The sequence below is a fragment of the Leisingera sp. G5_S3_59_S7 genome (assembly GCF_054968485.1).
Window position 1 is genome coordinate 209,174 of record NZ_JBQKUH010000002.1, and the last position, 20,129, is coordinate 229,302.

General features: G+C 63.5%; 18 protein-coding genes. 10 read left to right on the plus strand and 8 right to left on the minus strand.

Annotated elements, in window-relative coordinates:
• The first annotated feature begins 66 nt into the window (after positions 1 to 66).
• The 6 genes from ACTRWG_RS02345 to ACTRWG_RS02370 all read left to right on the plus strand — a co-directional run bounded on the left by ACTRWG_RS02345 (position 67) and on the right by ACTRWG_RS02370 (position 7,753).
• Positions 67 to 753 (plus strand): GntR family transcriptional regulator, encoded by a 687-nt coding sequence (locus tag ACTRWG_RS02345; protein WP_027235773.1) that lies wholly within the window; start codon positions 67 to 69, stop codon positions 751 to 753.
• Between the two features lie 66 nt (positions 754 to 819).
• Positions 820 to 2,214: an aspartate aminotransferase family protein gene (locus ACTRWG_RS02350; RefSeq protein ID WP_027235772.1), complete on the plus strand. Its 1,395-nt coding sequence runs from the start codon at positions 820 to 822 to the stop codon at positions 2,212 to 2,214.
• 366 nt (positions 2,215 to 2,580) lie between these two features.
• On the plus strand, positions 2,581 to 3,681 hold the full coding sequence (locus ACTRWG_RS02355; RefSeq protein WP_027235771.1) for an ABC transporter ATP-binding protein: 1,101 nt from the start codon (positions 2,581 to 2,583) through the stop codon (positions 3,679 to 3,681).
• A 77-nt stretch (positions 3,682 to 3,758) separates the two neighbouring features.
• Positions 3,759 to 4,859, plus strand: a complete 1,101-nt coding sequence (locus ACTRWG_RS02360) for an extracellular solute-binding protein (protein ID WP_027235770.1) — start codon at positions 3,759 to 3,761, stop codon at positions 4,857 to 4,859.
• A gap of 84 nt (positions 4,860 to 4,943) precedes the next feature.
• Positions 4,944 to 6,572 (plus strand): ABC transporter permease, encoded by a 1,629-nt coding sequence (locus tag ACTRWG_RS02365; RefSeq protein WP_462828888.1) that lies wholly within the window; start codon positions 4,944 to 4,946, stop codon positions 6,570 to 6,572.
• Between the two features lie 5 nt (positions 6,573 to 6,577).
• Complete coding sequence (locus tag ACTRWG_RS02370) at positions 6,578 to 7,753, plus strand: ABC transporter permease (protein ID WP_027235768.1); 1,176 nt, start codon at positions 6,578 to 6,580, stop codon at positions 7,751 to 7,753.
• A 132-nt stretch (positions 7,754 to 7,885) separates the two neighbouring features.
• Here the strand turns inward: ACTRWG_RS02370 and ACTRWG_RS02375 are convergent, their stop codons facing one another.
• Entirely contained in the window at positions 7,886 to 9,217 is a 1,332-nt protein-coding gene (locus tag ACTRWG_RS02375; RefSeq protein WP_027235767.1) for a lytic murein transglycosylase, read from the minus strand.
• A 62-nt stretch (positions 9,218 to 9,279) separates the two neighbouring features.
• Positions 9,280 to 9,993: a helix-turn-helix transcriptional regulator gene (locus tag ACTRWG_RS02380; RefSeq protein ID WP_027235766.1), complete on the minus strand. Its 714-nt coding sequence runs from the start codon at positions 9,991 to 9,993 to the stop codon at positions 9,280 to 9,282.
• 84 nt (positions 9,994 to 10,077) lie between these two features.
• Here ACTRWG_RS02380 and ACTRWG_RS02385 point away from each other — a divergent pair, with 84 nt between their 5' ends.
• Positions 10,078 to 10,776, plus strand: a complete 699-nt coding sequence (locus ACTRWG_RS02385; protein WP_027235765.1) for a glutathione S-transferase family protein — start codon at positions 10,078 to 10,080, stop codon at positions 10,774 to 10,776.
• Positions 10,773 to 11,195, plus strand: coding sequence for a DUF1801 domain-containing protein (locus ACTRWG_RS02390; RefSeq protein WP_027235764.1), 423 nt, complete (start codon positions 10,773 to 10,775; stop codon positions 11,193 to 11,195). Before ACTRWG_RS02385 ends, ACTRWG_RS02390 begins: the two co-directional genes overlap by 4 nt.
• Before the next feature lie 34 nt (positions 11,196 to 11,229).
• On the opposite strand, the gene rnr is transcribed toward ACTRWG_RS02390, so the two are convergent.
• Genes rnr through dapE form a run of 3 tightly spaced genes read right to left on the minus strand, consistent with a single transcriptional unit; the run spans position 11,230 to position 15,296 of the window.
• On the minus strand, positions 11,230 to 13,503 hold the full coding sequence (gene rnr / locus ACTRWG_RS02395; protein WP_462828889.1) for a ribonuclease R: 2,274 nt from the start codon (positions 13,501 to 13,503) through the stop codon (positions 11,230 to 11,232).
• A 50-nt stretch (positions 13,504 to 13,553) separates the two neighbouring features.
• On the minus strand, positions 13,554 to 14,138 hold the full coding sequence (locus tag ACTRWG_RS02400) for a TIGR04282 family arsenosugar biosynthesis glycosyltransferase (protein WP_027235762.1): 585 nt from the start codon (positions 14,136 to 14,138) through the stop codon (positions 13,554 to 13,556).
• A 6-nt stretch (positions 14,139 to 14,144) separates the two neighbouring features.
• Entirely contained in the window at positions 14,145 to 15,296 is a 1,152-nt protein-coding gene (dapE, locus tag ACTRWG_RS02405) for a succinyl-diaminopimelate desuccinylase (RefSeq protein ID WP_027235761.1), read from the minus strand.
• 273 nt (positions 15,297 to 15,569) lie between these two features.
• On the opposite strand from dapE, the gene ACTRWG_RS02410 reads away from it, so the two are divergent.
• On the plus strand, positions 15,570 to 16,625 hold the full coding sequence (locus ACTRWG_RS02410; RefSeq protein WP_027235760.1) for a transporter substrate-binding domain-containing protein: 1,056 nt from the start codon (positions 15,570 to 15,572) through the stop codon (positions 16,623 to 16,625).
• A gap of 9 nt (positions 16,626 to 16,634) precedes the next feature.
• On the opposite strand, the gene ACTRWG_RS02415 is transcribed toward ACTRWG_RS02410, so the two are convergent.
• Entirely contained in the window at positions 16,635 to 16,982 is a 348-nt protein-coding gene (locus ACTRWG_RS02415; protein ID WP_027235759.1) for a hypothetical protein, read from the minus strand.
• Between the two features lie 145 nt (positions 16,983 to 17,127).
• Between ACTRWG_RS02415 and ACTRWG_RS02420 the strand changes: the two genes are divergently transcribed.
• On the plus strand, positions 17,128 to 17,661 hold the full coding sequence (locus ACTRWG_RS02420) for a HutD/Ves family protein (RefSeq protein WP_027235758.1): 534 nt from the start codon (positions 17,128 to 17,130) through the stop codon (positions 17,659 to 17,661).
• On the opposite strand, the gene ACTRWG_RS02425 is transcribed toward ACTRWG_RS02420, so the two are convergent.
• Together ACTRWG_RS02425 and dapD are read right to left on the minus strand one after the other, a co-directional pair.
• On the minus strand, positions 17,658 to 19,025 hold the full coding sequence (locus ACTRWG_RS02425) for a formimidoylglutamate deiminase (RefSeq protein ID WP_027235757.1): 1,368 nt from the start codon (positions 19,023 to 19,025) through the stop codon (positions 17,658 to 17,660). The genes ACTRWG_RS02420 and ACTRWG_RS02425 overlap by 4 nt on opposite strands.
• Positions 19,026 to 19,280: 255 nt before the next feature.
• Positions 19,281 to 20,108 carry a 2,3,4,5-tetrahydropyridine-2,6-dicarboxylate N-succinyltransferase gene (dapD, locus tag ACTRWG_RS02430; protein WP_027235756.1) on the minus strand — a complete coding sequence of 276 codons (828 nt, stop codon included), beginning with the start codon at positions 20,106 to 20,108 and terminating at the stop codon, positions 19,281 to 19,283.
• Between the last annotated feature and the right edge of the window lie 21 nt (positions 20,109 to 20,129).

The window sequence follows — 20,129 nt, forward strand, 5'->3', positions numbered from 1 at the left end:
ACTCTTTATGTTTTCACTTGGCTCAGGATGGTGCAAGCTGGCCAAAATCGAGGAGGAAACCCCCAGGTGACAGAGACGACTTCGCCAGCCGAAACGGCGCAGGAAAACCAGGCGAAACTGCCCGCACATGAGATCGTTTACCAGAAGCTCAGGGCGCAGATACTGTTCGGCGAACTGGTGCCCGGCCAGGCGGTGACAATCCAAGGTTTGGTGGAGACGCTGGAGGCCGGCATGACCCCGGTGCGCGAGGCGATCCGGCGGCTGATCTCAGACGGGGCGCTGATGTTCCAGGGCAACCGCCGCGTGTCCGTTCCGCTGCTGGGGCCAGAAGATCTGGAAGAGCTTATTTTTGCCAGAAAAACAATAGAATGCGAGCTTGCGCGCCGGGCTACACAGCAGGTCGGCCCGGCGGATATAGAGGAGCTCGTGGCCATCGACAATGCGCTCGACAAGGCCATCGCGACCGGTGATGTGGCGGGCTACCTCGTGCAGAACTACAGCTTTCACTCGGCACTCTATGCGCATGCCAATGCGCCTATTCTCAGCGACATTGCCGACCGTCTGTGGCTGCGCTTCGGGCCCTCGCTGCGGGTGGTCAGCGGGCGTCTCGGCACGCAAAGCTTTCCGGACCGGCACAAGGACATCCTCGACGCGCTGCGGCGGCAGGACCCGGAAATGGCGGCATTGGCGATGGAGCGGGACGTCTACGAGGGCATGGAGCATGTGGTTCAGGGGCTGCAGGGCGCCAACTGATTCGATTGACACCTGAGAATTTGATCATATTCTGGGTCCAATCAGTCTTTCTCAGGAGCGAGTCCCATGACCGTGATCACCAACCACATGCCGACGGCCGAGCTGCAGGCGCTGGACGCGGCCCATCACATGCACCCGTTCACCGCCAACGGCGAGCTGTCGCAGAAGGGCGCGCGCATCATTACCCGCGCTGACGGTGTGCATCTGACCGACAGCGAGGGTCATCAGATCCTCGATGCGATGGCGGGCCTGTGGTGCGTCAACATCGGCTATGGCCGTGACGAGCTGGCCGAAGTTGCGGCCCGTCAGATGCGCGAGCTGCCCTATTACAACACCTTCTTCCAGACCACACACGTGCCTGCCATCGCGCTGGCTGCCAAGATCGCCGAACTGGCGCCGGGCGATCTGAACAATGTGTTTTTTGCCGGCTCCGGTTCCGAGGCCAACGACACGAACATCCGCATGGTGCGCCATTACTGGGCGCTGAAGGGCAAGCCGTCAAAGTCCGTCATCATCAGCCGCAAGAACGCCTACCACGGCTCCTCCGTCGGCAGCGGATCCCTGGGCGGCATGAGCGGCATGCACGCGCAAGGCGGCATGCCGATCCCGGACATCCACCACATCAACCAGCCCAACTGGTGGGCCGAGGGCGGCGACATGCCGCCGGAGGAATTCGGCCTGCAGCGTGCGCGTGAGCTGGAAGAGGCAATTCTGGAACTGGGCGAAGACCGCGTCGCCGCATTCATTGCGGAGCCGGTGCAAGGGGCGGGCGGCGTCATCGTGCCGCCGGACAGCTACTGGCCGGAAATCCAGCGCATCTGTGACAAGTATGAAATCCTGCTGATTGCGGATGAGGTGATCTGCGGCTTCGGGCGCACCGGCAACTGGTTCGGCAGCCAGACCCTGAATATCCGCCCCGACATAATGACCATCGCCAAGGGCCTCAGCTCCGGCTATGCGCCCATCGGCGGCTCCATCGTCAGCGATGAGATCGCCTCCGTGATTGCGGGTGATGAGTTCAACCACGGCTATACCTACTCCGGCCACCCTGTGGCGGCGGCCGTGGCTCTGGAAAACCTGCGCATCCTGGAGGAGGAGAACATCCTGGGTCATGTGCGCGACGTTGCGGCCCCCTATCTGAAACAGAAATGGGAAGCGCTGATCGACCACCCGCTGGTGGGCGAGGCCAAGATCGTCGGCATGATGGGCTCGATAGCGCTGACACCGAACAAGGAAACCCGTGCGGCCTTTGCGTCTGATGCGGGCACCGTCGGGTACATCTGTCGCGAGCGCTGTTTTGCCAACAATCTTGTGATGCGCCATGTGGGCGACCGGATGATCATCTCGCCGCCGCTGGTGATCACCCCGGAGCAGATTGACGTGCTGATTGAGCGTGCCGCCAAATCGCTGGATGAATGCTATGCCGAGCTGAAGGCGCAGGATCTGCTGCACAGCGCCTGATTCCCCTGTCCGCAGCCGCAACCGCTCCGGTTCAGCTTGCGACTCATTGCGGCCCGGCAGCCTGTCTGCCGGGCCTTTTTTTCGGTGAAAGCTTGGGAAGCGTCGTTTTCCGGCTATTGATTTGAGTGATGCGGCGCAAAATGTCTGAAGGGTGTCGCAAAATGTCCGATCTGACCTTGTGCAACCGGACTAGGGTTCCGTAAGGATATTCTTTTCCGCACGGGGATGGGACCGAAGTATGAAATTCGTACCCCGGCCTCTGAAAGAATATTTTTTTCATACCTAGCGCTTGGTAGCTTTGGTGTGATTAACTTCGAACAAGCGCAGAGAAAATCTGCCGGATGACAAAACTACGGGGAGCCTGCTTTGGCTGATGCGTCAAACGTTGATGCGTTCGTTGAATTCGAACGCGTCCAAAAGAGCTACGATGGCGAAAATCTCGTTGTCAAAGATCTCAACCTCACAATGCCCAAGGGCGAATTTCTGACAATGCTTGGCCCGTCCGGGTCTGGGAAAACCACCTGCCTGATGATGCTGGCCGGTTTTGAAACCGCGACCCATGGCGACATCCGCCTGGACGGGACCTCGATCAACAACATCCCGCCGCACAAGCGCGGCATCGGTATGGTGTTCCAGAACTACGCCCTGTTTCCGCATATGACGATTGCGGAAAACCTCTCCTTCCCGCTGGAAGTCCGCAACATGGGCAAGTCCGAGCGCGAGGAAAAGGTGAAGCGGGCGTTGGACATGGTGGAAATGGGGGCCTTTGGCGGCCGCCGCCCGGCCCAGCTGTCCGGCGGCCAGCAGCAGCGGATCGCCCTGGCCCGCGCCCTGGTGTTCGAACCGGAGCTGGTGCTGATGGACGAACCGCTGGGCGCGCTCGACAAGCAGTTGCGCGAGAAGATGCAGTTTGAGATCACCCATCTGGCGCACCGCCTGGGCATTACGGTGGTCTACGTGACCCACGACCAGACCGAAGCGCTGACCATGTCGGACCGCGTCGCCGTGTTCGATGATGGCCGCATTCAACAGATTGCGCCGCCGGACCAGCTGTACGAAAGCCCGGAAAACAGCTTCGTTGCTCAGTTCATCGGTGAAAACAACACGCTGGAAGGCACCGTCAAGGAAATCAACAACGGCATTGCACTGGTGCAGCTGGACGATGGCGAGCTGATCGACTGCAAGCCGGTCAACGTCTCGCAACCTGGCGAGCGCACCCGCGTGTCGATCCGTCCCGAACGGGTGGAATACAACAAGGACCGCCTGCAGGAAGGCGTCCATACACTTAAGGCGGAAGTGCTGGAGTTCATTTATATGGGCGACATCTTCCGTACCCGTCTGCGGGTGGCCGGCAATGATGAATTCATCATCAAGACCCGGAATGCCCCGGACCAAGTCCGGCTGCAGCCCGGTCAGCAGATCGAAATCGGCTGGCTGCCGGAAGACTGCCGCGCGCTGGACGCCTGATCCGCGCGCGCCGAACCCCCGGCAGAAGAACGACCGGGGGCTTCACATTTGTGAAATTCAACAAGGAGAGACTCTCTATGAAAATCAGCAAACTGTCTGCACTGGCGGTGACCACCGCCCTTTGCGCCCCTTCGGCCTTTGCCGAAGAAATGGCCAATGAGCTGACTTTGGTATCCTGGGGCGGAGCCTATCAGGCCAGCCAGCACAAGGCCTATGTCGAGCCTTACCTGGCGCAGAACCCCGACGTGAAAATCATCTGGGATGAAAGCTCGGCCGAAGCCGTGGCCAAAATCCGTGCGATGAACGAAGCCGGCAATGTGACCTGGGACCTGGTGGATGCCGTGGCCTCCGACTCCATGCGCCTGTGCGACGAAGGCCTGGCGGAAGAAATTGATCATGACGAGGTTCTGGCAGAAGCGCCCGACGGCACCCCGGCCTCCGAAGATTTCGGCGACCTGATCGTCAGCGACTGCTTCGTGCCGCAGATCGTCTATTCGACCACCTTCGGCTACCGCACGGACCTGATCGACCAGCCAGATTCGGTCTGCGCGATCTTCGACACCGAAAAATATCCGGGCAAGCGCTCGCTGCAGAAGCGCCCGATCGACAACATGGAATGGGCTCTGTACTGCGACGGCGTGGCCAAGGACGAGATCTATGACGTGCTGGGCACCGATGAAGGTGTTGACCAGGCGCTGGCCAAGCTCGACACCATCAAGGACCAGGTGGTCTGGTGGACCGCAGGCGCCGAAACCCCGCAGCTGCTGGCCGATGGCGAAGTTGTAATGGGCTCGACCTTCAACGGCCGTCTGTTCTCGGCAATCGCCGAGCAGGGCCAGCCGATCGGAATGCTCTGGGACATGCAGTCCTTTGACCTCGACGGCTGGGTGATCCCGGCAGGCCTGCCCGCAGACCGCAAGGCCCGTGTGATGGACTTCCTGAAGTTCGCCACCGACACCCAGCGTCTGGCTGACCAGGCTGCCTACATTTCCTACGGTCCGGCCCGTGCCTCTTCGGCAGCGCTGGTTGGTAAGCACGCCGAACTGGGCATCGACATGGCGCCGCACATGCCGACAGACCCGGCGAACTCCGCCAATGTCCACGTCTATGACTACGAATGGTGGGCAGACAACCGCGATGACCTGAACGCCAAGTTCCAGGCATGGCTGGCCAAGTAATCTGACCTCCTGATGAGAGGCCCGGCGGGGGCCGCCATGCGCAGGCCCCCGCCCCACAAAATAAAAGACCCGACGGGGAACCCCATGAGTGACATCACCCAATCCGGTCCGGTATTGGCCGCCGACGGCACGCCGCTGAAGCGCAGCCTCGCCCGGGCCCTCCGGATGCAGAAGATCCGCGCGCTGATGCTGATCGCGCCGCTTCTGCTCTTTGTCCTGCTGACCTTCATTCTCCCGATCGCGGACATGCTGTTCCGTTCGGTCGAGAACCGCATCGTGCAGGACACCCTTCCGCAGACCGTGGTGGCGGTGCAGGACTGGGACGCAGACAGCGGCGAAACGCCTCCTGAGGCGGTTTTCGAGGCGCTGGCCTATGACCTCGTCGTGGCGGCCGAACGCAAGCGGCATACCCGCGTCGGCACCCGTCTGAATTACGAAACACCCGGCATCTCCTCGCTGTTCCGCAAGGCGGGCCGCCGCGTCGACGACGTCGGCGAGGGCTATTTGAAACAATTCGAAGCACTTGACCCCGCCTGGGAGGAGCCGCAGACCTTTATGTCGGTCTTTGCCGACCCGGAGTGGCTGGCCAGCCGCGCGGACGGCGAAACCGAACCGCCGTTCCAGCTGTCTGACAGTGCCCGTGAAGCGCTGCCCAAGGCCAGCGATACCTATCTGAGCTTTGCGCGCACTATCCAGGAAGAGGACAACGACAGCCCCACCGAGGAAGAGCCCTGGGCACCGGTCTATATGGCGCTTCATTCCGATCTGGCGGCCAACCCGCAGGCGGCACAGGCCTTCAGCGGCGACGCACAGCGTCTGCTGCAGGAAGCCGCGGCCCTGATCGAATCCGGCCAGATGGAAACCGAATCCGCCCGTGACGCCTTCGTCAAAATGGACAAGGACTGGGCCGATCCCGAGGTCTGGCGCACGCTCAAGACCTATGCGGGCAAATACACCAATGGCTATTTCCTGAACGCCGCCGACCTGCAGAAAAGCCCGGACGGCCCCGAATTGCGCCCCGAGGACGAGCGCATTTACGGCACCCTGTTCATGCGCACGCTGATCATGTCGCTGGCGATCACCTGCAGCTGCATTGTGCTTGGCTACCCTGTGGCCTGGATCTTGGCCAACCTGCCGTCGCGCACTGCGAACCTGCTGATGATCCTGGTGCTGCTGCCATTCTGGACCTCGCTTCTGGTGCGGACCTCGGCGTGGAAAGTGATGCTGCAGCAGCAGGGCGTGATTAACGACACCCTCGTCTGGCTGGGCCTGGTGGGCGACAGCGACCGGCTGGTTATGATCAACAACCAGTTCGGCACCATTGTAGCGATGACCCACATCCTGCTGCCGTTCATGATCCTGCCGATGTATTCGGTAATGCAGACCATCAACCCCTCCTACCTGCGGGCAGCGAAATCGCTGGGCGCGACCAACTGGACGGCCTTCTGGCGGGTTTACTTCCCGCAGTCGGTGCCGGGCATCGGCGCGGGCTCGATCCTCGTCTTCATCCTGGCGATCGGCTACTACATCACGCCGGAACTGGTCGGCGGCACCAAAGGTGTCTTCATCTCCAACCGGATCGCCTACCATATCTCGCAGTCGCTGAACTGGGGTCTTGCGGCCGCGCTCGGCACCATCCTGCTGGTGATCGTCCTGGCGCTCTACTGGGCCTATGACAAGATCGTCGGCATCGACAACGTGAAACTGGGATAACCGAAATGGCTTTGACACCTGTTGAAAACCAAACCCCCGGCTTCACTGCGGCCACTGCCGCCGCCGCGGGGGCCTTCTTCGGCCTCTTCGTCGGCACCGCCCAGGGCTCCGGCCTTATGGGGGTGCTGATCGGCGCAGCGCTGCTGGGCGTGATCGGCTTCGTTTTTGCCAGCATGACGGACAAGGAAACCCCGCTGCGCTGGCTGCTGATTGCGGTCTTCGCGGCAGCAGGTTTCGTTCTTGGCGGCTTTGTTGCCGCGGTGATCGGCGCGCTGTTCGGCTGGTTCGCCGGCTGGTTCGTGTTCTGGATCGCAACCTCCCGCTACCGCGCCCATCTGGCGCCGTATCTCACCCCGGGGCAGGTGCTGTGGCACTATACCTTCAGGGTGATCTGTGGGGTGATCTTTGTCTTCCTGATCACGCCGATCCTGGTGGTGATGCCGCTCAGCTTCAACGCTCAGGACTTCTTCACCTTCACCCCGGAGATGCTGCGCTTCGACCCCGAAGGCTATTCGCTCAAGCACTACCGCGACTTCTTCACCAACGACGACTGGCAGCAGGCGCTGTGGAATTCGGTGAGGATCGCGCCGATGGCGACACTCCTGTCGGTGGGCTTCGGCACCCTGGCGGCCATCGGCCTCAGCCAGCCGCATGTGCCGTTCCGCCGCGCGATCATGGCGATCCTGATCTCGCCGATGATCGTGCCGCTGATCATCTCCGCTGCGGGCATGTATTTCTTCTACAGCCGGATCGGCCTGCAAGGCACCTATCTCGGCGTGGTACTGGCACACGCCGCGCTGGGCATCCCCTTCGTGATCATCACCGTCACGGCCACCCTGGTGGGCTTCGACCGCTCGCTGACTCGCGCGGCGGCGAACATGGGCGCAGGGCCTGTCACCACCTTCTTCCGGGTGCAGATGCCGCTGATCCTGCCGGGCGTGATCTCCGGCGGCCTTTTTGCCTTCATCACCTCCTTTGACGAGGTGGTGGTGGTGCTCTTCGTCGGCTCGGCCGGGCAAAAGACGCTGCCCTGGCAGATGTTCATCGGCCTGCGCGAGCAGATATCGCCCACCATCCTTGCGGTGGCAACGATCCTGGTGGTGATTTCCATTGCGCTTCTGACCACGGTCGAGATGCTGCGCCGCCGCTCTGAACGCCTGCGTGGTATGTCGCCCAGTTAATCGCCAACCACAGGATGAAAAACCTAAAAGGCCCCGCCAAGCGGGGCCTTTCCCTTGTTCATCTGGCTGAAAATATCCCGGGGGTGAATTGGCCGCTAGGCCAAGAGGGGGCTGGCCCCCTCCGCGCCCCCCTTACCGCAACAGCTGCAACAGCCGGGGTGAGGCATATCCATCCGGTGTCAACTCATTGGCCACTTGATAGGCTCGCACCGCACCGATCGTCTTCGGCCCAATCCGCCCGTCGACCCCCTCGGTATCAAAACCGGCAGAGGTCAGTCGCTGCTGCAATTCCTCCCGCTCCGACCGGGTCAGGGCCCGGTCGCTGCGCGGCCAGCTGCCCTGGATCGGCGCGCCGCCCTTGATCCGGTCGGCCAGATGCCCGACCCCGATCACATAGGCATCCGCAGTATTGTAGCGCTCCAGCACGGCGAAATTCTGGAAGATCATAAAGGCCGCCCCCGCGCTGCCCGCCGGCAGCAGGATGGAGGCTTTGCCGTGATCGCGCACCGCGCGCCCGTCCAGTCCCTTGATGCCAAGGGCCGCCCATTCGGAGGGCAGTTTCTCGATGTCCCTGTCGGCAAGGGTGTAGTCAAACCCCTTGGGCAGCGCCACCTCCACGCCCCAGGGCTGGCCCTTCACCCAGCCGAACTGCTTGAGGTATGCCGCGGTTGAGGCCAGCGCATCCGCCGGGTTGTCCGACCAGATGTCGCGCTTGCCGTCGCCGGTGAAGTCCACCGCGTAATCCAGGTAGGACGTCGGGATAAACTGGGTGTGCCCCATGGCCCCGGCCCAACTGCCGGTCATCTTGCGGGCGGCAACGTCGCCCGCCTGCAGGATCTTCAGCGCTGCCACCAGCTGGCTCTCGAAAAACGCGCCGCGCCGCCCGTCAAAGGCCAAAGTCGCCAGCGAGCGGATCACATCCATCTTGCCGCGGAAGGTGCCATAGCTGCTCTCCAGCCCCCAAACCGCCACTACGATCTCTTTCTCGACACCGTACTTGGCCTCGATCTGTTCAAGCCGCGCCTGGTGCTGCCGCAGCGCCGCCTTGCCGTTCTTCACCCGCAGCTCAGAGGCTGCGCTGTCCAGGTATTCCCAGATCGTTTTGGTGAATTCCGACTGGTTGCGATCACGCCGGATCACTTCCGGATCATAGCGGACCCCGGAAAAGGCGCTCTCCAGCACCGGCGCGCTGATGCCCTGGGCCAGGGCGCGGTCGTGGAACCCATTGATCCAGCCTTGGAAGTTCAGCTCTGCCGCAGCCGGCTCCGGCTGCACCGCTTTGGGGGCCGCTGGTCGCGCCGCGGGCCTCATGGCCGTGGCCGCCGATGCAAGCTGATAGCTCTCATCCTGCGCCTCCTGTTTGACCGCTTCCGGCCGCTGAGCGGGCCTAAGGGAATTGTCCGGCGCGGCTTCTGCCGCCATTGCTCCGCCTGCCACCAGGGACGCTGCAACCCATCTGCGCATGATGCACCTCATTATACACTGCTCGCCTCCAGTCTAGCGGCGGCGGGGCCCGGGTAAAGAGGTCAGTCCTTGCATGTGCGGGCTGCCGCCTGCCGTTCCTCGCGCATTTGCTCCAGTGCATCCCGCAGCATGGGCACCCGGTGCGGGCGGAAGCTCTGGTCTGTCACTTCCAGCTCCCGCATCCGGTCCAGCCGGAACACCCGCACGGCGTCGCGCAGGCCGCACCAGGCAATCAGCACGGTGGAGCGGTCGAAATAGACCACGCTCAGCGGTTTCACCTGCCGCTCGGTCACCGCACCATAGCCATCGGTATAGCCAAAGCGCACCTCCACCTCGTCCCAGGCCGCCTGCCGCAGGTCCTGTGCCGAAATCGCCGGCGGCACCGGGCGCTCGAACCGGTAGGGTGCCAGCACCGCATGGCGCAGCCGGTGCGCCTGCCGGGGCGGCAGCCGCGCCTGCAGCTTGCGCAATGCTTCCGAGGCCGCGGTCGCCAGTTCCGGATCGCCGATCAGCTCCACCTCGCGCAGTCCCAGCACCAGCGCCTCCAGCTCAGTGTCGCGAAAGCCCATCGGCGGCAGCGCATTGTCCTCGATCAGGGTAAAGCCATAGCCCGCCTCGCCATCAATCACCGCCCCCATCTCGCGCAGCGTGGCAATGTCGCGGTGTATGCTGCGGGCCGAAACGCCCAGGTCGCGGCCCAGTTCCGCGGCGGTATGCGGACCGGGGCCCAGGCGCAGGGCCTGCATCAGCTGAAAGAGGCGGTGAGTGCGGGACATAGCCTATTCTCTCTACGCCTGATGACAGTTTTTGTCACCATGCGGATCTAGTCTGCCCGCAACCCGACACGACAGGAGCCTCCCATGCTGACCCTACTGACCTATCCCCGCAACGGCGCCGTTTTCAGCCTCAGCCCGTTTTGCGTCAAAGCGGCTTTGTTGCTGACATTCTCCGGCAAAAACTGGACCCGTGAAGACCTGAATGACCCCCGCGGGATGCCGCACCGCAAGCTGCCGGTGCTGCGCACGCCCGGCGGGCTGGTGCCGGACAGCAGCGCCATCCGCGCCTGGCTGGAGCAGCAGGGCACCGACTTTGACGCCGCCCTCGGTGCGCGGGACCGGGCGCAGGCCCAGATGCTGATCCGGATGGCGGAGGACACGCTCTATTTCCACGTGGTGCGCGACCGCTGGGACAATGACGCGGTCTGGCCCACGATTCGCGACAAGTACTTCCATGAAATTCCCGCCCTGATCCGCCGCCCGGTCACCGGCGCCATCCGCCGCTCGGTGCATAACGGTCTGGTGTTCCAGGGCACCGCGCGGTTCAGCGAGGACGAGCGGAACCAGCGTGTTGAACAGGACCTGCAGGCTATCACCGCTTTGCTGAAGGGGCAGGACTTCCTGTTCGGGCCGCAGATCTCCAGCGCCGATTTCAGCGTCGCCTCAATGCTGCAGGCGATGGGGACAACCCCGGTCCGCACAGATCTGGTGGCCCGCATTCTCGACGATACGGTGCTCAAGCCTTATGTTAAACGCGTGTTTGAAACGGTGCCGCTGCCATGATCCCGCCCTTTGCCAGTCCCGAAATCGAAGCCGCGTTTGATGTGCCGGACAGTCAGGCCCGGGTTGGCCTGCTGGTGCTGCGGCAACTGATCTTTGACACCGCCGCGCAAACGCCGGAGGCCGGGAGGATCGAAGAAGCCTTGCGCTGGGGCCAGCCTTCTTACCTCACACCGGAAACCAAGGCCGGCTCCACGATCCGGCTGGGTATACCCAAGGGCGCGCGCTTTGCCCTGTTTGTGCATTGCCAAAGCCGGCTGATCCCGGAATTCGCTGCGGCTTTCCCGGCCTGGGACCGGTTCGAGGGCACCCGCGCAGTACTCTTCAACCACCCGGCAGAGGTCGAGCCGATCCGCCATGGATGGCTGATCAAGCGGGCGCTGACCTACCGCATCAGCCCGCCTCTGGAGATTCCGGCCTGACAAGATTGCGGTCTGTCCCTGTGGGGACAGCTGGTCATTTCCGCCGCTTGCGTTCCACCTTGCGCTTCACCTTGGCGGTCTTGTGCTTGGATTTCGCTGCCTTGCGCTTGACAGTCCGGCCCGCCGGGCTGCGGCGGCCGCGCTGGCCGCCTCCGGACGGCATGGGCGCATTCTCCAGCGCCAGAAGCTCCAGCTCCAGCCCGCCGGTCACCGGCGCCGCCTGGGTCAGCCGCACCGTCACCCGCTGGCCGATGGCCAGGGTTAGTCCAGTGTCGGACCCGGTCAGCGTGCCGGCCTGCGGGTCGAAATGGAAGAACTCCCGCCCGATCGAACGCACTGGCACCAGCCCGTCCGCTCCGGTCTCATCCAGCTTCACAAAAGCGCCGAAACGGGCGATGCCGCTGATCCGGCCCTCAAACTCATTGCCGACCCGCTCACTTAGGTAAGACGCCAGATACCGGTCAGTGGTGTCCCGCTCCGCAATCATCGAGCGCCGCTCGGTGTCGGAGATATGGGTGGCGGTTTCTTCCAGCCGCTCAATCTCTTCCTCCGTCAGCCCGTCATTGCCCCAGCCGTGCGCCGAGATCAGCGAGCGGTGCACGATCAGATCGGCATAGCGGCGGATCGGCGAGGTGAAATGCGCGTAGTTGCGCAGCGCCAGGCCAAAGTGGCCGAAGTTTTCCGGATTGTAATAGGCCTGCTGCATCGACCGCAGGGTGGAGATGTTGATCAGCTCCGCATCATCCGTCCCCGCCGCATGATTGAGCAGCGCGTTCAGATGCCGGGTCTGCAGCACCTGTCCCTTGGCCAGGTTGAGGCCTGCCGCGCGCGCGGTTTCCCGCAGCGCCTCCAGCCGTTCGGGTGCGGGCTCTTCATGCACCCGGAACAGAAGCGGCGAACGCTTCTGAATCAGCGTCTCCGCAGCGGCCACGTTGGCGAGGATCATAAACTCCTCGATCAGCTTGTGCGCATCCAGCCGGTCGCGGAAGGCGACCGACGTGACATGGCCATCATCATCCAGAACGATCTTGCGCTCGGGCAGGTCCAGATCCAGCGGCTCGCGTTCGGCTCTTGCCCTTGTTAGAGCCTTATACGCGGCAAACAGCGGCTTGATCACATCCTCCAGCAGCGGTGCGGTCTTCTCGTTGGGGCTGCCGTCCTGCGCCTCCTGCACTTCGGCATAATTCAGCGAGGCGGCAGAGCGCATCAGCCCGCGCACGAACTTGTGCCCGAGTTTGTTGCCCTCGGCATCGACCTGCATCCGCACTGCGATACAGGCGCGCGGCACGCCTTCGTGCAAAGAGCATAAATCGCCCGACAGCCGGTCGGGCAGCATCGGCACCACCCTGTCGGGGAAATAGCTGGAGTTGCCGCGCTTGCGCGCCTCGCGGTCCAGCGCCGAACCCGGGCGCACATAGGTCGCCACATCGGCAATCGCCACCCAGATCACATGGCCGCCCGGGTTCTTGGGGTCGTCGTCGGCATGGGCAAAGCAGGCGTCGTCATGGTCGCGCGCATCTGCCGGGTCGATGGTGACCAGCGGCAGATCTCGCAGATCCTCGCGGCCCTTCAGTCCCATTGGCTTGGCCGTGTCGGCCTCAGCCACCACCTTGTCGGGGAAGTGGTCGGGAATGCCATGCTGGTGAATGGCGATCAGCGACACCGCCTTGGGCGCGGCAGGGTCGCCCAGCCGTTCCACGATGCGGGCTCGGGGCAGGCCCATGCGGCCCTTGGGTCCCGCCTGTTCGGCCTCGACCAGTTCCCCGTCCCGGGCGTCCTTTGCGGCATCCGGCGCCACCGTCCATTCGGTCGAGGCTGCCTTGTCGATCGGCACGATCCGTCCGCCTTCGGACCCCGCGCGAAAGATGCCCAGCACCCTTTTCGCGCTGGTGCCGATCCGGCGGATCAGCCGGGCCTCATAGTTGTGGTCCTGATCCGGCACCGCTTGCAGCTTGGCCAGAATCTTGTCGCCTTCGCCCAGGGCGGGATCCGAGGCTTTGGGCAGGATCAGGATGATCGGCTCCACCCCCTCGCCATGCCATTCCAGCGGGCGGCCATACAGATCACCGTCCTCGTTCGGCGCCTTCACCTGCAGCACCGTCACCGGCGGCAGCTGGTCCGGGTCGCGGTAGGTCTTCTTGCGCTTCTGCAAGTGGCCCTCGGCCTCAAGCTCCTTGAGGATGCGCTTGAGGTCGATGCGGTCGGCGCCCTTGATGCCAAAGGCCTTGGCGATGTCGCGTTTGGAGGTATGGGTCGGGTTGGCGGAGATCCAGTCGAGGATCTCGGCCTTGGATGGAATACGGCTCATGTTTCCCGCGTAGCACGGCGGCGGGGCGGCGTCATGGTGAAAAGCACGACTCAGCGCTGTGGCAGGTCAGCCGCGGTGTCGACGTCCTGCAGGGTATCCGTCAGCGCAATGCGCCAGCCGGGCAAGGTGCGCAGAGTATCTGCCAGCGCATGTTCGGTGGACCAGCGGGTGTTTTCGAACAGGCCGCGGGGCATGCGGCCGGGGTGCTTGACCCCCACCAGCCAGTAACCGCCGTCCGTTGCGGGTCCGAATACCGCATCGTGGCTGCCAAGGGCTGAGAAAGCGCGGGCGGTATGTGCGCGGGTGATACCCGGGATATCGGCGCCAATCAGGCAGACGGGACCTTTTTGCCTGGACGGCAGGCCGGACAGCGCCCGCTTCATGCGTGCGCCCAGATCGCCAATTCCCTGCGGCAGGCGGGGCATGTCTGCAGGCCAGGCTTTAGAAAACACTGCAGTATCGGGCGCGACTGCCAATACAATCTGCCAGCGTGGATCGCGCAGGGAGCGGATCAGCCGGGCGGACTGGTGGCGGAACCACCAGGTGGCCGGGATCCTGCCGATGTCCCGGCCCAGCCTGGTCTTGACCCGGCCGGGACGCGGCTCCTTGACCATGATGATCAGGGTGCGTTTCACGTGAAATCAGACGCTCGCAAAGTAGTCCTGCAGAATGCGGGCATAGATGGATTTCAGCTGATGGATCTGCGCGACCTCGACCCGTTCATCCACCTGGTGCATCGTCTTGCCGACCAGGCCGAACTCCACCACCGGGCAATGATTTTTCACAAACCGCGCATCCGAAGTGCCGCCGGTGGTCGACAGTTCCGGCTTGCGGCCCGTCTCCGTCTCAACCGCCTGTGCGACCAGATCCGACAGTGGCCCTGGCGGGGTGATGAAGCTCTCGCCGGAGACTTTCACCTTCATCCCGATCTCCAGCCCGAACTCCGCGGCAACCTTGTCCGCCTCCTCCTGCAGCCACTCCGTCAGGCCGGCGCCGGAATGGGCGTCGTTGAAACGGATGTTCACAGTGGCGCGGCTTTGCGCCGGGATCACGTTTGTGGCGGTGTTGCCGGTGTCGATGGTGACCACGGCCAGGGTGGACGCATCGAAATGCTCGGTGCCCTGGTCCAGCTCATGGCTGGCCAGCCGGTCCATCAGCCGCGCCATTGCATTCAGCGGGTTGTTGGCGCGGTGCGGATAGGCGGAATGCCCCTGCACGCCGGTCACCGTGAACCAGGCAGTCAGGGAACCGCGGCGGCCGATCTTGATCATCTCGCCCATCTCATTCGGGCAGGTGGGTTCACCCACCAGGCAGACCGACATCTTCTCACCCTGGCGCTCCATGTAGTCCAGCAGCGCAGTGGTGCCGTCTTCCGCGTCGCCTTCCTCGTCGCCGGTGATGGTCAGAATGATGGCGCCATCCGGCGGGGTCTCCTTGACGAAATCAATGGCAGCAGCAGCAAAGGCGGCGACCCCAGATTTCATGTCAGTGGCGCCGCGGCCGTACATGAACCCGTCTCTCTCTTCCGCGCCAAAGGGCGGCATGGTCCAAGCGGCTTCATCCCCCAGAGGCACCACATCGGTATGGCCATTGAAGCCGAAGGTTTTGGCGTGCCCCTTGGCACCCCAGCGGGCGAACAGATTAGAGACGTCGCCACGGTCGGCGCGGGTGCACTCAAAGCCTGCCGCGCTCAGCAGCTTTTCCAGCAGCACCAGAGCGCCGCCTTCTTCCGGCGTGACCGAAGGGCAGCGGATCAGATCGGCGGTCAGGCGGGCGGGGTCGGTTTGCGGCATAGACAGGCTCCTGATGTTCCGTTGGCCACAGGCCTAGCGCGGATCGGCACACGGCGCAATTCACGCAAATGCCAACGCAGCCGGAGCGGTTGCAGCAGCCGTGCAAGGTCTTCATGACGGACGCGCGCGCGTGGTTCCGGCGGAAGCAGGCCGCACAGCCGCCCGTCTGTGCCCGGGCCACGCGTTTACCCCTTCGCGCCAAGGCGCTTGCGTGAAAAAGGCGAACCGCCTAAGGACGTTAAAACCGTCCCAGAGGCCCATCCGAGCGTTCCCGTGCTGTACCTCCGCCTGATCACCGCCGCCTTCCTCCTGCTGTGGGGGCAATTGCTGTCTGCGCAGGTACTGACGGTCAACACTGTCACCCGGCCGCCGTTCTCGATGGTGGCGGAGGGGCGCGACACCGGTTTCTCGCTTGAACTCCTCAAGCTCCTGGCAGAGCGGCTTGACTGGGAGTACCGCATCAACCGCACGGACAGTTTTGCTGGCATGCTGGACGGCGTCCGCAGCGGCGAAGCCGATCTGGCCGCCGCAAATATCTCGATCACCGCCTCGCGCGAGGTGCTGATGGACTTCAGTCAGCCGATCTTCGAAAGCGGCCTGCAAATCATGATTCAGGCCGATGAGATCCGCCAGCCGTCACTGGTGCGGGCGCTGCTTTCTTGGGACCTGGCTGCTGCGATCGGCATCGCCTTTCTGCTGCTGTTCGGCGGCGGCATGGTGATGTGGGCCTTTGAACGCCGCGCCCAGCCCTATTTCGACCGCCCCTTGAAAGAGGCCTGGTTTCCCTCCTTCTGGTGGGCGCTGAACCTTGTGGTGAACGGCGGGTTTGAGGAACGGGTGCCGCGCACGCCGGTCGGGCGCGTGTTCGGGGTGGTGCTGGTGGTGTCCTCGCTGTTCATCGTCTCGGTCTTTGTTGCCAAGATCACTGCGGTGATGACGGTGGAGGCGATCAGCGGCTCAGTGAACTCGGTGAACGACCTCTATGGCAAATCCGTAGGCACCATCGACGGCTCCACCGCCGCCGGGTTCCTGAACCGGCGCGAGATCGACTATTCCGCCTATGCCGGGCTGGAAGACATGCTGGCAGGGTTTGAACGTGGAGACGTGACCGCTGTAGTCTTTGATGCGCCGGTGCTGAATTACTACGTCCAGCAGGGCGGCCACCAATACGGCCACACAATCGGCCAGCCCTTCCTGCGCGAAAATTACGGCCTGGTGTTCCCGGCCGGCTCGCCGCTGGTGGAGGAGGTCAATCAGGCGCTCCTCGCGATGCAGGAGGACGGCAGCTACGACACCCTCTACCGCAAATGGTTCGGCAGCCAGAACTGAGGCCGGCTCTCAGTGGAACACCGGCTCCTCACCGTCGAAGAACGGGGTCATCTGCGCCACGATCACCGCGTTCTCCTCCAATGCCCGCTGCATCAGCGCGCGTTCCTCGTCGCCGATCTCATGGCCCTCGGACTCGCGCTCTTCCAGCGTGCCATAACCGGTTACATCCAGCGGCGCGGTATCGGCCTGTTTGAGGATCGCCACGGTCTCGCGCACCGCCTCGGCTTCGTCCACGCCGGAGGCATAGATCATCAGCGCCGCACCTGTGGCACCGTCGGGTAGCCCGTCCCCGTCCTTGCGGCCGATCTGGACAAGCAGGGTATAGACTTGCTGGCGGGAGGGTTTCTTCTTTTCCATGCCGCCGCCATAGCGCCGGGGCAGGGGGATGGTCAATCAAATAGCGCGGGCAGCGCAGGCCGGTTGAGCAGGAAACGGAAGGCTTGCGGTATTTCACCTCTCCGCATTATGGCTGGGCTTATCCGATTGTCAGAAGGATAGCCCGATGCGCATCTCCGCTTTAACCGCTCAGGCAGTGCCTTGGAAGAACGGCGGCGGTGTGACCCGCGAACTGGCCGTGCACAAGGAAGGCGGCCGGAAGGTCTGGCGCCTCAGTCTGGCGGAAATCGCCCAAAGCGGCCCGTTTTCCGCCTTTCCGGGACTCGCCCGTATCCATTGCGTTGTCGAAGGCGCTGGCCACACCCTGTCCAACGACAGCACGCAGCTGGAGGCCCGGCCTCTGGAGCCACTGTGCTTCGATGGCGGAGTGGATTTGCACTGCCGCTTGCGAGATGGGCCCTGCAGGGCGTTCAACGTGATCTACGACCCGGGACGGGTGACGGCAGAACCCAGAATTCTGGCAGACGGCCTAGTTCCGGGTCCGGAAAGCTGGCAAGTGCTGTTAGTGGTCTCCGGCAGCGTGGAGATGGCAGGTACAGACCGTCTCGGCCCCGGAGAAGGTGTCGTGACGGAGAGCGCCGCCAGCGCGGTGATCACCGGCGGCGGTGCTGTCATCCAAGTGCGGTTTTTGCCAGTTTAGAGGCTGTAGAGCAGCTCTTTGACTGCCGTCTTGTAGCCTGCAATCACGCTGTCCCGCGCGATATGACGGCCTTGCTGCACCACATGGCGGCCTGCGCTCCAGACGTCGGTCACAGTGTCATCTCCTGCCGCAAAGCAGAGCCCGTCCAGCAGTTGCTCCGGCTCCAGCGCACAAAGAGCGGGCACGCCGCTGTCAATTGCCGCCAGATCCGCCAGCGCGCCTTCCTCGATCCGCCCGCCATCGCGCCCCAGCGCCTGCGCCCCGCCCTTGGCCGCGCCCAGGTACAGAGTCTCACCAACCGAGCCCTCGCCCGGTACCAGAACGTTGCGCGCCAGGTCGCGCAGGCGCTGGGAATATTCCAGCGTCCGCAGCTCCTCCGGCAGCGAAATCCGCACGTTAGAATCGGACCCGACCCCAAAGGCCCCATCATGCGCCAGGTATTCCACACCGTTGAACGGGCCGTCGCCCAGGTTGGCCTCAGTGATCGGGCAGAGGCCTGCAACGGCGCCGGAGCGGGCCATGCCGATGGTTTCAGCACTGGTCATATGGGTGGCGTGGATCAGGCACCATTTGCCATCCACGGGCACGTTTTCCAGCAGCCATTCTACAGGCCGCGCGCCCAGCCAACCGCTGATGTCCGCCACTTCCTTGGGCTGTTCGGCGATGTGGATATGCACGGGCAGCCCGTCCTGGATCTGCAGCACCTCCGCCAGATCCTCGGGGCAAGTGGCCCGCAGCGAATGAGGTGCGATACCAACGCTCGCATCCTCCGGAAGGTCCCGTGTGGCAATTTCGCGGGCGCGGCTGACGAGCGCGGAGAACTCTGCGACTGAGTTGCCAAACCGCTGCTGCCCCCCGCTCAGAGCCTGTTTTCCAGCCCCGCCATAGCTATAAAGCACTGGCAGGTGGGTGAGGCCGATGCCGGTCTGGCTGGCTGCGGCAAACACCCGCTCGCTAAGTTCCGTCATGGACCCGAACTGCGCGCCGCCGGGCCGGTGGTGAACGTAGTGAAATTCGCCAACGGAGGCGTAGCCCGCTTCCAGCATTTCCATGAAGACCAGCGCGGCGATAGCCTCATACTGTTCAGGGGTGATGCGGTCCATGAAGCGGTACATCAGCTCGCGCCAGGTCCAGAAACTGTCCTTCCCAGCTGCGCGGTACTCGGTCATCCCGGCCATGGCGCGCTGAAAGCTGTGCGAATGCAGATTGCCCAGCGATGGCAGCAGCGCGTCCACCTTGGCATCCCCTGCCTGCGGCGCGGCACCGGTTTCCAGGGACGAAATCCGGCTATTCTCAACCGTCAGCCGGAGGTTCTCAGCCCATCCCTTAGGCAGGCGGGCGCGCTGGGCAAATATGGTCTGCATCTGACCCTCTTATGTGTAGATGTAATACTATTAGCGGCAGGCTTATTGCGCGGCAAGGGTTTTGCATAGGAGGGGCGCTGCCCCTCGGCCTGACGGCCTCACCCCGGGATATCTCCGGGCCAGATGAATAGAGGATCTAGTTTTCATCTGGCTGGAAATATCCTGGGGTTTGGGGCAAAGCCCCTGCCGCCGGAGGCAAAAGAAAAACGCGCCCGGCAAGGGGCGCGTTCCTGTCGTTCAGAATTTCAGCGCGGATCAGTCGCGCAGCAGCTCGTTGATGCCGGTCTTGGAGCGGGTCTTCTCATCAACACGCTTCACGATCACCGCGCAGTATAGGCTGATGTTGTTCTTCGACGGCATCGAGCCCGCCACAACCACGGAGTAGGGTGGCACTTCGCCATACATCACTTCGCCGGTCTCACGGTCGACGATCTTGGTCGATTTGCCGATGAACACGCCCATGCCCAGAACCGAGCCTTCGCGCACGATGCAGCCTTCGACCACCTCGGAACGGGCGCCGATGAAGCAGTTGTCCTCGATGATGGTGGGGCCTGCCTGCATCGGTTCCAGCACGCCGCCGATGCCGACGCCGCCCGAGAGATGCACGTTCTTGCCGATCTGCGCGCAGGAGCCGACGGTGGCCCAGGTGTCGACCATGGTGCCTTCATCGACATAGGCGCCGAGGTTCACGAAGGAGGGCATCAGCACCGCGCCGGGCGCGATATAGGCGGACTTGCGGACCACGCAGTTCGGCACCGCGCGGAAGCCGGCGGATTTCCAGTCAGCTTCGCCCCAGCCGGCAAATTTGCTGTCGACCTTGTCCCACCAGCCGCCGGCTTGCGGGCCGCCTTCCTGGATTTCCATGTCCTTGATGCGGAAGCCCAGCAGCACGGCCTTCTTGGCCCACTGGTTCACGTGCCAGTCGCCGCTTTCCAGCTTCTCGGCCACCCGCAGCTGACCGGAATCGAGCGCGTTCAGGGTGTCTTCGATAGCGTCACGCTGTTCGCCGGTGGTGGCGGGGGTGATGGTGTCGCGCGCCTCCCAGGCGGCTTCGATCGCTGCTTCCAGCTGGGCGTTGGACATGGGGGTTCCTCCGGCATCGGT

Bases quoted from the DNA above. Each gene is read 5' to 3' on its own strand.
- ACTRWG_RS02350 (WP_027235772.1), top strand. From the start codon at position 820: ATGACCGTGATCACCAACCACATGCCGACGGCCGAGCTGCAGGCGCTG.
- ACTRWG_RS02360 (WP_027235770.1), top strand. From the start codon at position 3,759: ATGAAAATCAGCAAACTGTCTGCACTGGCGGTGACCACCGCCCTTTGC.
- ACTRWG_RS02365 (WP_462828888.1), top strand. From the start codon at position 4,944: ATGAGTGACATCACCCAATCCGGTCCGGTATTGGCCGCCGACGGCACG.
- ACTRWG_RS02370 (WP_027235768.1), top strand. From the start codon at position 6,578: ATGGCTTTGACACCTGTTGAAAACCAAACCCCCGGCTTCACTGCGGCC.
- ACTRWG_RS02375 (WP_027235767.1), bottom strand. From the start codon at position 9,217: ATGCGCAGATGGGTTGCAGCGTCCCTGGTGGCAGGCGGAGCAATGGCG.
- ACTRWG_RS02380 (WP_027235766.1), bottom strand. From the start codon at position 9,993: ATGTCCCGCACTCACCGCCTCTTTCAGCTGATGCAGGCCCTGCGCCTG.
- ACTRWG_RS02385 (WP_027235765.1), top strand. From the start codon at position 10,078: ATGCTGACCCTACTGACCTATCCCCGCAACGGCGCCGTTTTCAGCCTC.
- ACTRWG_RS02390 (WP_027235764.1), top strand. From the start codon at position 10,773: ATGATCCCGCCCTTTGCCAGTCCCGAAATCGAAGCCGCGTTTGATGTG.
- rnr (WP_462828889.1), bottom strand. From the start codon at position 13,503: ATGAGCCGTATTCCATCCAAGGCCGAGATCCTCGACTGGATCTCCGCC.
- dapE (WP_027235761.1), bottom strand. From the start codon at position 15,296: ATGCCGCAAACCGACCCCGCCCGCCTGACCGCCGATCTGATCCGCTGC.
- ACTRWG_RS02415 (WP_027235759.1), bottom strand. From the start codon at position 16,982: ATGGAAAAGAAGAAACCCTCCCGCCAGCAAGTCTATACCCTGCTTGTC.
- ACTRWG_RS02420 (WP_027235758.1), top strand. From the start codon at position 17,128: ATGCGCATCTCCGCTTTAACCGCTCAGGCAGTGCCTTGGAAGAACGGC.
- ACTRWG_RS02425 (WP_027235757.1), bottom strand. From the start codon at position 19,025: ATGCAGACCATATTTGCCCAGCGCGCCCGCCTGCCTAAGGGATGGGCT.
- dapD (WP_027235756.1), bottom strand. From the start codon at position 20,108: ATGTCCAACGCCCAGCTGGAAGCAGCGATCGAAGCCGCCTGGGAGGCG.